Raw genomic sequence first — 12,985 nt, 5'->3', positions numbered from 1 at the left:
GTCTTATTCCTGCGGGATAAAGTTATCGGCAGGCACGACGATCGTGGTACCAAGGTATTGCTGCTGCAGTTTGGCCAGCTCGCCCGATTTCTGCATCGCCAGAATATGGTCACTGATGGCTTTGTTCAGCGCGACATCGTCTTTACGGGTAGCCCATGCCATCCACTGCGACGGACCCACTTCGCCCACCTGGCTCAGCTTAGCCGGGTATTTTTTGGCGACCGGGGCCAGCACCGCAATATCATCGATAACGAAATCGGCACGTTTGGTCATCAGGGCGCTGACCGTCTGATCCAGCGTATCCACGCTGATAATCTCAATCGGCTTCAGGCCTTTGCTTTTCAGCGTTTCGTTGAAGGTTTTCAGCAGCTGCTCGGGCACGCTGGTGCTTTTCGCCGCGCCGCGCAGGCCGGCCAGCGATTCAATGCTCAGCGGCTTAGCGCTGAATTTTCCGGCTTCATCTTTGCGGATCAGAATGCCGTTAACGGTTTTGCTGTAGGGAACGGTGAACAGCACTTTTTTTGCCCGCTCGGCATTGACGTTCAGCGAGGAGCCTTCGGCATTGAACGAGCCGGAAATCAGACCTGGGATGATGCCGTTGAACGCGGTCTTCTGAAAATCGAGTTTCACGCCGAGATCTTTCGCCACCGACTGCATGATCGAGACGCTGTAGCCGATGATTTCGCCTTTATCGTTGGTGTACTCATACGGCGGAAAAGTGGGGTCAATACCGACGGTCATTTTGCCGCTGGCTTTGATGTCCGCCAGAGTATCTGCCTGAGCGAGGCCGCTGGCGCCTAAGGTCAGCATTGCAGCGAGGAGAAGCGTTATTTTTTTCATTGGTGTTTCCCATGGTGTTGGTGAAGTGCCTGTCAGAGCTAATTCACCTTTCGTGCCAGTTTTGCGCTGGCCCGTTTTCACGGGAGAGGAGGAAATTCCTTTTTCCTTTAAAATCACTGAGAAACAATTGTTTCTTTAGTGGGTAATATTTTTTCTCGGGTTTCTTTGGCCCTGTTTTCGCCATTTTTGACGGTGATTGAGGTGAACGTTGACGGTGCAATAACGCGCGGCGATTGCACTAAAAGCGTGCAGCTATTCCAGTTCGTCGAGCCACTGGTGGATGTTTTCGATCAACGCCAGCCGATCGCTACTGGCTTTGCCTTTCTCACGGGCCACCAGCGAGCAGAGAAGATTGCAAATGCCTGACAGAGAGGCGGTGCTGTCAAAGATCAGGCTGCCTTCCGTGTGGCAACGGATGATCCAGCTGGCCTGCTTCGCCGGTTTACCGGAGAGCACATCCGACAGATAAAGCATCGGCACCTTCAGCTCATTTAAGGCGTTCATCGCGCTATTCAGAGCCGGCATACGACGCCGCAGTCCGACGCAAATCGCCACATCTTCCGGGCCTAATGCGGCCAGAGATTCCGCCAGTGAATCCCCTGCTTTTGGCAGCAGCTGTACGTCGCGATGAACATGAACCAGATCGCGGTAGATCAGCGAGGCGATGGTCTGGCTGTGCCGCCAGCCAAGCACCGCTACGCGGCGCGCTTGAGCAATCGCGCTGACCACATCGGCCAGCTGTTGGGCATCCAGCGAACGGTAGGTATTAACCAGGTTGGCAATTTCGCGCTCCAGATGGCTCTGGATCAGCGAATCCAGGCCCGAGGTTGCCTGAAACTGTTGCAGATAAAGGGGCGATCCGCCGCTTTGCAGCTCGCGCACCTGACGACGGGCGGCGTCAAAGCTTTCGTAGCCCAGATGTCGGAAAAAACGGGTGGTGGTGGCTTTAGAGACGCCAGCGCTTTGCGCCAGTTCCGTTGCCGTGTTCATGGCCAGCTGACCGGGTGCCGCAAGGATCACATCCGCTAAACGCTGCTCATGGGCTGAGAGTTGATCCCAGCACTGTCTGATGCGGCTCTCAAGCGAGGCCTGTTTCGCGCTCATCTGTCTTCCTGATGAAAAAAACCATCCTGCAAAGCGCGTGCCCGCTTTTCGCAGGGATCTAAAAAAGGGGCGAATTGCTTCGCCCCTTTTGCTGTTTTTTACGACGACATTACTTGCCCGATGGACGCATTGCCGGGAACAGGATCACGTCACGGATGGTGTGGCTGTTGGTAAACAGCATCACCATACGGTCGATCCCGATGCCCAGACCGGCCGTGGGTGGCAGGCCGTGCTCCAGTGCGGTCACGTAGTCTTCGTCATAGAACATGGCTTCGTCATCGCCCGCATCCTTGGCATTCACCTGCTGCAGGAAACGCTCGGCCTGATCCTGAGCATCGTTCAGCTCGGAGAAGCCGTTACCGATTTCACGCCCGCCGATAAAGAACTCGAAGCGGTCGGTGATTTCCGGGTTCTCGTCGTTACGACGCGCCAGCGGGGACACCTCAGCCGGGTATTCGGTAATGAAGGTTGGCTGGATCAGATGGCTTTCTGCGGTCTCTTCGAAGATCTCGGTGACCAGACGGCCCAGGCCCCAGCTCTTCTCGATTTTGATGCCCAGTGACTGCGCGATGGCGGCCGCTTTATCAAAATCATCCAGATCGGCGAGGTTGGTTTCCGGACGGTATTTCAGGATCGCTTCTTTCATCGTCAGCTTGTCGAACGGCTTACCGAAGTCGAATTCCTGCTCGCCGTAAGGCACCACGGTGTTGCCGAGAATGTCCTGAGCCAGCGTACGGAACAGGCTTTCGGTCAGTTCGATCAGATCTTTGTAATCCGCATACGCCATATAGAGTTCCATCATGGTGAACTCTGGGTTATGACGTGGCGAAATACCTTCATTACGGAAGTTACGGTTGATCTCAAACACGCGATCGAAGCCGCCAACCACCAGACGCTTCAGATACAGTTCCGGCGCAATACGCAGGTACATATCAATATCCAGCGCATTATGATGGGTGGTAAACGGACGGGCAGACGCACCGCCAGGGATCACCTGCATCATGGGGGTTTCCACTTCCATAAACTCGCGGCCAACCATAAAGCTGCGGATACCCGCCATGATTTGCGAACGAATTTTGAAGGTCTTACGCGACTCTTCGTTGGCGATCAGATCCAGATAACGCTGACGATAGCGGGTTTCCTGATCGGCCAGGCCGTGGAACTTGTCCGGCAGCGGGCGCAGAGCTTTGGTCAGCAGACGCAGTTCGCTACAGTGGATCGACAGCTCGCCGGTTTTGGTTTTGAACAGCTTACCGCGCGCGCCGACGATGTCGCCAAGGTCCCACTTCTTAAACTGCTCGTTGTAGATGCCTTCCGCCAGATCGTCACGGGAAACGTACAGCTGGATGCGGCCGCCGACGTCCTGCAAGGTGACGAAAGAGGCTTTACCCATGATGCGACGGGTCATCATACGACCGGCCACGCTCACTTCGACGCCCAGCGCTTCCAGCTCTTCGTTCTCGCGTCCGTCGTAATCAGCATGCAGCTGTTCGGAGATGTGGTCACGGCGGAAATCGTTCGGGAATGCCACGCCGTTTTCACGCAGCGCGCTGAGTTTTTCGCGACGTGCTTTCAGTTCGTTATTCAGCTCAAGTGCGACGTCAGCGCCCTGCGGTTGTTGTTCAGACATGTCAGTTCCTTATAGCCCTGCTTTCAAGCTTGCTTCAATAAAACGGTCCAGATCGCCATCCAGCACCGCCTGAGTATTACGGGTCTCTACGCCGGTGCGCAGATCCTTGATACGTGAATCGTCGAGCACGTATGAACGGATCTGGCTTCCCCAGCCGATGTCAGACTTGTTGTCTTCTAACGACTGTTTCTCAGCATTTTTCTTCTGCATTTCCAGCTCGTACAGCTTCGCCTTCATCTGCTTCATCGCCTGGTCTTTGTTCTTGTGCTGAGAACGGTCATTCTGACACTGGGTTACGGTGTTGGTCGGCAGGTGAGTAATACGTACCGCCGACTCGGTCCGGTTAACGTGCTGACCACCCGCGCCTGAGGCACGGTAAACGTCAATACGCAGGTCGGCCGGATTGATTTCGATATCGATATCGTCATCCACTTCCGGATAAACGAAAGCCGAGCTGAAAGAGGTGTGACGGCGGCCGCCGGAGTCAAATGGACTCTTACGCACCAGGCGGTGAACGCCGGTTTCGGTACGCAGCCAGCCGAAAGCATAATCGCCGATAATCCGCAGCGTCGCGGATTTGGTTCCGGCAACCTCGCCTTCGGACTCTTCAATGATTTCGGTCTTGAAGCCTTTGGCTTCTGCCCAGCGCAGGTACATACGGACCAGCATGCCGGCCCAGTCCTGGGCTTCGGTGCCGCCAGAACCTGCCTGAATATCAATGTAGCAGTCCGCGCTGTCGTACTCGCCGGAGAACATGCGGCGGAATTCTAACTCGCCGAGCTTTTTCTCAAGCACGTCGAGTTCAGCAATGGTTTCGTTGAAGGTTTCTTCATCGTCGGCTTCGACCGCCAGTTCCAGCAGGCCCCTGACATCTTCGAGTCCCTGCTCCATCTGATCCAGCGTGTCGACGATGGCTTCGAGCGAGGAACGCTCTTTACCCAGCGCCTGGGCGCGATCGGGTTCGTTCCAGACGTCGGGCTGTTCCAGCTCGGCGTTAACTTCTTCTAAACGTTCTTTCTTGGCATCGTAGTCAAAGATACCCCCTGAGAACGCCACTGCGCTCAGAGAGATCCTGAATTCGGTTCTTTACCGGATTAATTTCAAACATGATTTTAGAATCTTTTAAGGACATGAATGTAACTAAGCAGTTTAACCGAATTTGCCTGCGGATTGTAGCGCTGAAGAGGCGGCAATTTCGGCCAGCGGGAGGAAATTTGCCGCTGGCCGGTGTCGGTGTTTACAGCGGCCAGAGATGATCGATGATCAGCTGCACGCTGCGGTTGCCGCGAAACTCGTTGATGTCCAGTTTGTAAGCCAGCTCAACCTGCCTGACGCTCGGGTCCGGCCACTGGGTGGTGTCGATGTTAAAGGCGATACCATCCAGCAACGGGCCGCCGCCCAGCGGTTCAATCATCACCTTAAGGTGACGCTCGCCAACCAGACGCTGCTGGATCAGCTTAAATTTACCGTCGAACTGCGGTTCCGGGAACGCCTGTCCCCACGGACCCGCTTCACGCAGCAGTTCTGCGGTGGTAAGCGTCAGCTCCTGCGCCATCAGTTCACCATCGGACCAGACCACTCCCTGCAGCGCTTCCGCATCCAGCCATTCACCCACCAGATCGCCAAAGTGCTGACGGAACCGATCAAAATTCGCCTCTTCCAGCGACAGTCCGGCCGCCATTGCATGGCCACCAAACTTGATGATCAATCCGGGGTGCAGCGTATCCAGCCGCTCAAGCGCATCGCGCATATGCAGCCCGGCGATGGAACGACCGGAACCTTTTAGCGTGCCGTCGCCGGAAGGAGCAAAGGCAATCACCGGACGGTGGAAACGCTCTTTCAGCCGCGAGGCCAGAATGCCGACCACGCCCTGATGCCATTCCGGGTGATACATGGCGATGCCCAGTGGCAGCGCTTCGTCTTTGCTTTCCAGCGCATCGCACAGGGCCAGCGCTTCGGTCTGCATTCCCTGCTCAATCTCTTTGCGCGTCTGGTTTAACGCATCCAGCTCGCTGGCCAGCATCCGCGCTTGCGCAATGTCTTCACTCAGCAGCAGCGCCACGCCGACCGACATATCGTCCAGCCTGCCCGCCGCATTCAGCCGTGGCCCCAGCGCAAAACCTAAATCACTGGCGGCGAGCTGGCGGGGATCGCGGTTAGCAATCTCCAGCAGCGCCTTAATGCCGGCACGGCATTTTCCGGCGCGGATACGGCTTAAGCCCTGCCAGACCAGAATGCGGTTGTTGGCATCCAGCGGCACCACGTCGGCAACCGTGCCCAGCGCGACCAAATCCAGCAGCTCGGCCAGGTTCGGCAGCACTTCAACGCCGCTGTCGCGCAGACGCGCACGCAACGCCAGCATCAGGTAAAAGGCCACGCCAACCCCCGCCAGCGAGCGGGAAGGAAACGCGCAGTCTTCCAGATTCGGGTTAACGATCGCTTCCGCCGCCGGCAGCGTTTCGCCAGGCAGGTGGTGATCGGTGATCACCACCGAAATCCCCTTCTCATGCGCCAGATCCACGCCAGCATGGGAAGAGATGCCGTTATCCACGGTGACGATTAACTGCGCGCCCCGCGCTGCCGCTTGCTCAACCACTTCCGGACTCAGGCCGTAACCATCGTCAAAACGGTTAGGCACCAGGTATTTGATGTTGCGGCCGCCCATGCTGCGCAGCGCCAGCACCGTCAACGCGGTGCTGGTAGCGCCATCGGCATCAAAATCACCGACAATCATGATGCACAGGTTATCGGCGAGGGCTTTTTGCAGGATTTCAGCAGCGCGCTCTATGCCGGACAGGGAATGGAACGGGTGCAGATTTTTTGCCCCGCGCTCCAGTTCAGCCGCTTGCAGAACACCCCGGTGCAGATACAGACGGCGAAGCAGAGGATGGAGTTCGTCAGGGAGCTCGGCTCCTTCCACCGCCTGGCGGCGGCGGAGTTCGGTTGGGCTAGTCAAAACGATTAGCCACCCGCTTTCTGGCTATCAAGCAGCTGTTTCATTTCCTGCGGCCCCTGATAACCAGGGATCATCATGCCGTTCTGCAACAGAATGGCTGGCGTGCCCTGGATGCCGTACAGGATCCCCAGCTTGTAGTGCTGAGACAGGTCGATTTTGCAATCAATCGGTGACACTTCGCCGCCGTTCATCGCGGTCGTGAAGGCCTTTTTACGATCGGCAGCACACCAGACGGATTCCATGTTTTTCGCCACCTGGCCATTCATCCCTTCACGTGGGAAGGCGAGGTAACGCACGGTGATCCCCAGCGCGTTATAGTCAGCCATCTGTGAGTGCAGCTTGCGGCAGTAGCCACAGGTGATATCGGTGAACACCGTAATCACATGCTGCTCTTTTGGCGCTTTGTAAACGATCATCTGATCGCTCAACGCCTCGACTTTCTTCTCCAGCAGCTTATTGGTGACGTTGACCGGCTGGCCACCGCTGACATCATACAGCGGCCCCTGAATAAACTGCTTGCCGTCTTCGGTCACGTAGAGCACACCGCTCTCGGTCAGCACGGTTTTCATGCCTGGCAAAGGGGAAGGCTGGATTTCAGTCTGCTGCAGACCCAATTTCTTCAGCGATTGCTGAATGGCGGCATCGTCTGCGTGTGCCACACCGCTAATAGCGGCGATCAGCAGAGAAAGTACCAGGTAAGGCTTTTTCATCGTTTGTCCTTTAAGGGCCTCATTCGCGGGCCGTTTATTCACTCCGCCAGGTCAGGCCCGCGGATGATGCTGTTGATGTAACTGACGCAGCCGCTCGGTGGCAACATGCGTATAAATTTGGGTAGTGGAGAGATCGCTGTGCCCCAAAAGCATCTGCACGACGCGCAGATCCGCCCCGTGATTCAGCAGATGCGTGGCAAAAGCATGGCGCAATACGTGAGGCGAAAGCTTCGCGCTGTCGATCCCTGCCAGTGTGGCGTAATGTTTAATGCGATGCCAGAAAGTTTGCCGCGTCATCTGCTGCGCGCGGCTGCTGGGGAACAGCACATCCAGCGTCTGGCCGTTCAGTAGCCAGGGCCTGCCGTACTCCAGATATTGCTCAATCCAGTGCACCGCTTCTTCGCCCAGCGGCACCAGCCGTTCTTTGTCACCCTTGCCAATCACCCGCACTACGCCCTGCCGCAGGCTGACGTTGTTAAGCGTCAGGCTCACCAGTTCGGTGACGCGCAAGCCGGTGGCATACAGCAGTTCCAGCATGGCTTTATCGCGCAGCTCAATCGGCTGTTCAACGCTTGGCGCCTGCAACAGCCGGTCGATTTGTGCTTCGCTCAGGTCTTTCGGCAAACGCTGAGGGAGTTTTGGGGAAGCCAGCAGCGCGCTGGGATCGTCTTCGCGCAGTTTCTCACGATAGAGATACTGAAACAGCCGTCGCATGGCGCTCAGCAGGCGTGCCGAACTGGTGGCTTTATAACCGCCCTCCACTCTTTCCGCGAGGAAGCCCTGCAAATCGACAGCATCGACCCGCAGCAAATTTGATTCATTGTGCTGTAGCCACCCCGCCAGAGACATTAAATCCAGCCGGTAAGACGCCACGGTATTCTCAGCCAGATTGCGCTCTATCCACAAGGCATCCAGAAATTGCTCAATCAGATCGCTGTCCTGCACCTCTTCCCCTTTTGCTGGCTGCGGTTGCTGACTGCGCCGCAGAGGCTCAATTCTGATATAATCTGCGCCATTGCACCAAGTAAATTGAGTTATCAGATATGAATATCGGGCTTTTTTATGGTTCCAGCACCTGTTACACCGAAATGGCAGCTGAGAAGATCCGCGATTTTATTGGCGAAGACCTTGTTACCCTGCACAATCTGAAGGATGACGCTCCGCAGCTGATGGAGCAGTACGATATGCTGATCCTCGGCATCCCAACCTGGGACTTCGGCGAGTTGCAGGAAGACTGGGAGGCGATCTGGACCGAGCTGCCTGCGCTGAATCTGCAGGGCAAAGTCGTGGCGCTTTATGGAATGGGCGATCAGGGCGAATACAGCGAGTGGTTCCTTGATGCGCTGGGCATGCTGCATGACGTGCTGATGCCATCAGGCGTGAAGTTTGTTGGGTACTGGCCGAATGAAGGCTATGAGTTCACCAGCAAAAAACCGCTGACCTCAGACGGCAGCCACTTTGTCGGGCTGGCGCTCGATGATATCAATCAGTTTGATGCCACCGATGAACGCATTGCTCAGTGGTGCGAGCAGATCCTGACCGAAATGGCCGAATCGCTGTAATGGCCGGATCGCTGTAATGGTCGAACAGCTATAGTCTGTTAGCCCGGCGTCAGCAACTGCTGACGCAATGCCCGCCAGTCGTCTTCATCCATGCTGTCGCGGCACAACCACAGTTTTTCCTTCTCGCCTTTCGCTGAGCTTAATTTCAGGAAAATCGCCTGTCGGGTCATCCACGGGCGGCCACAAATCTGCCAGCGCTTCTGCCGCCACTGCATTTGCTGATGCTCAAGCAGCGAAATCACGCCTTCACGACTGCGGATCCGCCGCTGGCTGCGCACGCATTCAAACACCACCAGCGTCAGCAGCAGCATCCACACCAGGGTGAAACTGGCAGGCCAGGGCGCGAGCAACAGCGCAAGGATCACCACGCCGTGCAGCAACAGAGAAATCCACTGAGCACGCCATGAGATCCGTAAATCAGAGTGCCACAGGGCCACGTTGCTGATTTCGCTGTTGGATCAAATTGACTATCCGCTTCAGCTCAGCATCATCCGGCTCACCGTGATTCATCAGCCAGTTAAAGAGGTCAGGGTCGGGGCTTTCGAGCAGACGCACGAACTGCTGTTTGTCATTGTCGTCCAGCGTATCGTACTCAAACTTGAAGAACGGCATGATGGCGATATCCAGTTCAAGCATGCCACGGCGGCACGCCCAGTGAACCCGTGCTCTGTTACTAATATCCATTTTATCCATCGTCAGTCAGTCAAACATGGCGGCTAGTGTAGCGCTTTTTTCCGCTGATGTTGATGCCGTCGTGATCGGCATGCGGGCGGGTGCGCAAAGCAGTCGCATCTGTTGCAGGGTTATCACGCGATTTGTGCCTCGTTTCCAGAAAACTGGTTGCAATGCCAGTGGGCTCTTTTAACATGAACAGCATAGCTCCCACATTCAGGATGGAATCATGCCGACACTCTCTTTCCCACCCCGTCATCCCACGGCCTCTTCACGCCTGCCGCTTACGCTGATCTCTTTAGAAGAGTGGGCGCTGGTTACGGTGACCGGTGCCGATCGCGTTAGCTATCTGCAAGGCCAGGTGACGCTGGATGTTGCTGCGCTGGCCAGCAATGGCCATCTGCCTGCCGCCCACTGCGATGCCAAAGGGAAAATGTGGAGCAACCTGCGCCTGTTCCATCGTGGCGAAGGTCTGGCCTATCTGGAGCGCCGCAGCCTGCGTGACAACCAGATCACCGAACTGAAGAAGTATGCGGTGTTCGCCAAAGTGGCCATCCAGCCGGATGACGAAGCGGTGCTGCTTGGCGTGGCCGGTTTCCAGGCGCGTTCGGCGCTGAGCGGTTTCTTTACCGCGCTGCCGGACGCTGAAAACCCGGTTATCCAACAGGACGACACAACGCTGCTGTGGTTTGCCGCGCCTGCGGAACGTTTCCTGCTGGTGACCAGCCGCGAAAAAGCCGACGCGGTGCGTAAAGGACTGGAAGGCGAAGCGCAGCTCAATGACAGCACGCAGTGGTTGGCGTTGAATATTGAAGCCGGTCTCCCGGTGATTGATGCCGATACCAGCGCGCAGTTTATTCCGCAGGCCACTAACCTGCAGGCACTGGACGCCATCAGCTTTAAGAAAGGCTGCTATACCGGGCAGGAAATGGTGGCTCGCGCTAAATTCCGCGGTGCCAATAAGCGCGCGCTTTACTGGCTGGCGGGTGCGGCAGGACGTGTTCCGGCTGCCAACGACGCGCTGGAAATGAAGCTGGGTGAAAACTGGCGTCGGACCGGCACTATTCTGACTGCCTGTCAGTTAGACAATGGCGAGGTCTGGGTTCAGGCGGTATTGAATAACGATCTGGAACCTGACACCGAACTGCGCGTGCAGGGTGATGAAGGCGGCAAGCTGGCGATTCAGCCGCTGCCCTATTCTCTGACCGAATAGCAGTTGTGAACTAAGTAAAAGGGGCCATTCGGCCCCTTTTTCACATCACGTAGAAATAAATTGCCAGGAAGTGGCAGACGCTGCCGCCCAGCACAAACCCGTGCCAGATAGCGTGGTTGTAAGGAATACGCTTCGAGACGAAGAAAATGACCCCGAGCGAATAGATAATCCCGCCGATGGCCAGCAGCCAAATCCCGCCCGCCGACAGCTTCATCGCCAGCTGATAAACCACCACCAGCGACAGCCAGCCCATCATCAGATAGGTGATGACTGACAACGCTTCAAAACGGTGAACAAACGCCAGCTTAAACAGCACGCCGATCAGCGCCAGGCTCCAGATCACCACTAACATGCCGTGCGCCAGCGGCGAATTCAGGCCGACCAGCAGGAATGGCGTATAGGTGCCGGCAATCAGGATATAAATCGCGCAGTGATCCAGCCGTTTCAGCCAGAATTTGGCGCGCGGATTGGGGATGGCATGATAAAGCGTGGACGCGAGGAACAGCAGGATCATGCTGCCGCCATACAGGCTGTAGCTGGTAATCGCCACAGGCGAAGCCTGCATGGCGACGGCCTGAACCAGCAGGAGCACCAGGCCCACAATCCCGAAGATTAAACCAATGCCATGACTGATGCTGTTCGCTACTTCTTCAGCCAGCGAATAGCCCTCAGCCATCAGAGTCTTGTTACTCATAAATATGTTTTCTCCCTGCCCGCAACGGGCCTGAAATCCTTTCTTAACGGGGCTCTCACCGTCTTTCATTAAACGGGTTATCGGCCAGTGCGCCCGAAAAATGAGCAGAAACAGAGTAACTGAGAATAATTTCAGAGTACACATGTAAGCCTAAAAATAAACGGTGATGCGGTGTAACGCCCATTTTTAGGAAAGACCTCCCTCACGCTTTGTCTTACACTGGTTGCCAAATTTTTTATCAGGGAAGTGAAGAGGCCAGCCATGTCAGAGAGCGTATCCGCAGTAGATTTCGGTGAAATGACAGACGTTTTTCAATTTTTAATGGAACTGGATAAGTTGAAAAGCGTTGAAAGGCGCACCCGAGTGATTGGCACGGATCGTCATGAAAACTCGGCTGAACACAGCTGGCATCTGGCGGTGGCGGCGATGAGCCTTGCGCCGTATTGCGGTTTTCCGGTCGACGTGCAGCGCGTGGTGCAGATGGCGCTGCTGCATGATGTGGTGGAGATTGATGCCGGTGATGTGCTGGTGTATGACCTGGCCGCCCGCGAAGCCATTCACGCGCAGGAAGTGGCCGCCGCCGATCGCATCTTCGCCCTGTTACCGCCAGCGCAGCGCGATCGGTTCCGCGCGCTCTGGGACGAGTATGAAGCGGGCGAGACGGCTGATGCACGCTTCGCCAATATGCTTGACCGTGCGCTGCCGATTATCCAGAACCTGCACAATCAGGGCCAAAGCTGGAAGGAAAACGGCATTCGCCTGGAACAGGTGGTCAGCCGCAATGCGGTGATTGCCCAACAGTGGCCGACGCTGTGGGGACACCTGAAGCAGCATCTGCATCGCGCGCAGCAACAAGGCTGGCTGCTGTAATGTTTACCCACCATAACCTGGCCACCCTCAATAGCCTGGAACTGCAGGTGTATAATTTCGCCATTAAGAATCGCGATAAGGTCATGTATATGACCATTCGCGAGCTGTCTGATGCCGCACAGGTGTCCACCACCACGGTGCTGCGCTTTTGCCGCAAAATGAATTGCGATGGCTATTCCGAATTTCGCATCCGTTTTAAGCTCTATCTTGAGCAGGAACAGCAGCAACCGGGTTATTCCGGCGTCAGTGAAATCGTCAGCTTTTTTAAAAGCATTAACAATGAAGAGTTCGAAAGCTTAATTGATCAGGCGGTAAAACATCTGGTCCGGGCGGAAAGGATCATTTTCGTCGGTGCAGGCACCTCAGGAACCCTGGGGAAATATGGCGCCCGCTTCTTTTCCAACGTCGGCAAGTTCAGTAATTATATCGATGACCCTTACTATCCGGTTAATAGCGACATGTATAAGGATGCCGTCGCCATTATATTATCGGTATCTGGCGAAACACCGGAAATATTACGTCTTGCCAGCCAGTTTAGTTTGCATCAGTGTCAGGTGATCTCGATCACTAATAATGACAATTCGTCGCTGGCGAAGATGGCAGACTTTAACCTCTCCTATCATATGCCACAGCTGCTGGTCTCCGGCGAGTATGACGTCACCACGCAGGTGCCGGTGATCTATATTCTGGAAACTATTGGCCGCAGACTGGCCAGTAAACTGAAATAAAAAACG

The 12,985-nt window shown here is 55.8% G+C and carries 15 protein-coding genes; 4 read left to right on the top strand and 11 right to left on the bottom strand.

What is annotated here, in order from left to right; translation table 11 throughout:
• Positions 1-3: 3 nt before the first annotated feature.
• The 7 genes from AC0IXH_RS22585 to xerD all read right to left on the bottom strand — a co-directional run bounded on the left by AC0IXH_RS22585 (position 4) and on the right by xerD (position 8,185).
• Entirely contained in the window at positions 4-840 is an 837-nt protein-coding gene (locus tag AC0IXH_RS22585) for a transporter substrate-binding domain-containing protein (RefSeq protein WP_013203636.1), read from the bottom strand.
• 252 nt (positions 841-1,092) lie between these two features.
• Positions 1,093-1,944, bottom strand: coding sequence for a MurR/RpiR family transcriptional regulator (locus AC0IXH_RS22580; RefSeq protein WP_471721049.1), 852 nt, complete (start codon positions 1,942-1,944; stop codon positions 1,093-1,095).
• Between the two features lie 109 nt (positions 1,945-2,053).
• Positions 2,054-3,574 (bottom strand): lysine--tRNA ligase, encoded by a 1,521-nt coding sequence (lysS, locus tag AC0IXH_RS22575; RefSeq protein ID WP_471721048.1) that lies wholly within the window; start codon positions 3,572-3,574, stop codon positions 2,054-2,056.
• 9 nt (positions 3,575-3,583) lie between these two features.
• A protein-coding gene (gene prfB, locus AC0IXH_RS22570) for a peptide chain release factor 2 (RefSeq protein WP_105760302.1) occupies positions 3,584-4,682 on the bottom strand; the annotation gives its coding sequence in 2 pieces (ribosomal slippage) (positions 3,584-4,606 and positions 4,608-4,682; 1,098 coding nt in all).
• A 129-nt stretch (positions 4,683-4,811) separates the two neighbouring features.
• Positions 4,812-6,530, bottom strand: coding sequence for a single-stranded-DNA-specific exonuclease RecJ (gene recJ, locus AC0IXH_RS22565; protein WP_013203641.1), 1,719 nt, complete (start codon positions 6,528-6,530; stop codon positions 4,812-4,814).
• 5 nt (positions 6,531-6,535) lie between these two features.
• Positions 6,536-7,240 (bottom strand): bifunctional protein-disulfide isomerase/oxidoreductase DsbC, encoded by a 705-nt coding sequence (gene dsbC, locus AC0IXH_RS22560; RefSeq protein WP_053143720.1) that lies wholly within the window; start codon positions 7,238-7,240, stop codon positions 6,536-6,538.
• A gap of 51 nt (positions 7,241-7,291) precedes the next feature.
• A complete protein-coding gene (xerD, locus tag AC0IXH_RS22555) occupies positions 7,292-8,185 on the bottom strand; it encodes a site-specific tyrosine recombinase XerD (RefSeq protein ID WP_151036640.1) in 894 nt (297 codons plus the stop codon).
• 98 nt (positions 8,186-8,283) lie between these two features.
• Here xerD and fldB point away from each other — a divergent pair, with 98 nt between their 5' ends.
• Positions 8,284-8,802, top strand: a complete 519-nt coding sequence (gene fldB / locus AC0IXH_RS22550; protein WP_053143653.1) for a flavodoxin FldB — start codon at positions 8,284-8,286, stop codon at positions 8,800-8,802.
• A 38-nt stretch (positions 8,803-8,840) separates the two neighbouring features.
• Here fldB and AC0IXH_RS22545 read toward each other — a convergent pair whose 3' ends face one another.
• Genes AC0IXH_RS22545 through AC0IXH_RS22535 form a run of 3 tightly spaced genes read right to left on the bottom strand, consistent with a single transcriptional unit; the run spans position 8,841 to position 9,679 of the window.
• Positions 8,841-9,239: a protein YgfX gene (locus tag AC0IXH_RS22545; protein WP_053143651.1), complete on the bottom strand. Its 399-nt coding sequence runs from the start codon at positions 9,237-9,239 to the stop codon at positions 8,841-8,843.
• A complete protein-coding gene (sdhE, locus tag AC0IXH_RS22540; RefSeq protein WP_013203646.1) occupies positions 9,220-9,486 on the bottom strand; it encodes an FAD assembly factor SdhE in 267 nt (88 codons plus the stop codon). The genes AC0IXH_RS22545 and sdhE overlap by 20 nt, the downstream gene beginning before the upstream one ends.
• Positions 9,487-9,505: 19 nt before the next feature.
• Positions 9,506-9,679: a hypothetical protein gene (locus AC0IXH_RS22535; RefSeq protein ID WP_157868033.1), complete on the bottom strand. Its 174-nt coding sequence runs from the start codon at positions 9,677-9,679 to the stop codon at positions 9,506-9,508.
• Between the two features lie 24 nt (positions 9,680-9,703).
• Between AC0IXH_RS22535 and ygfZ the strand changes: the two genes are divergently transcribed.
• Positions 9,704-10,687 (top strand): tRNA-modifying protein YgfZ, encoded by a 984-nt coding sequence (gene ygfZ / locus AC0IXH_RS22530; RefSeq protein WP_338573842.1) that lies wholly within the window; start codon positions 9,704-9,706, stop codon positions 10,685-10,687.
• Positions 10,688-10,727: 40 nt separating this feature from the next.
• On the opposite strand, the gene trhA is transcribed toward ygfZ, so the two are convergent.
• Entirely contained in the window at positions 10,728-11,381 is a 654-nt protein-coding gene (gene trhA, locus AC0IXH_RS22525; RefSeq protein ID WP_013203648.1) for a PAQR family membrane homeostasis protein TrhA, read from the bottom strand.
• Between the two features lie 261 nt (positions 11,382-11,642).
• Here trhA and AC0IXH_RS22520 point away from each other — a divergent pair, with 261 nt between their 5' ends.
• A complete protein-coding gene (locus tag AC0IXH_RS22520) occupies positions 11,643-12,251 on the top strand; it encodes an HD domain-containing protein (protein WP_013203650.1) in 609 nt (202 codons plus the stop codon).
• On the top strand, positions 12,251-12,979 hold the full coding sequence (locus AC0IXH_RS22515; protein WP_013203651.1) for a MurR/RpiR family transcriptional regulator: 729 nt from the start codon (positions 12,251-12,253) through the stop codon (positions 12,977-12,979). Before AC0IXH_RS22520 ends, AC0IXH_RS22515 begins: the two co-directional genes overlap by 1 nt.
• Positions 12,980-12,985 lie beyond the last annotated feature (6 nt).

The organism is Erwinia sp. AC075 (genome assembly GCF_979253995.1).
This window is presented reverse-complemented; position numbering and strand designations above follow the sequence as displayed.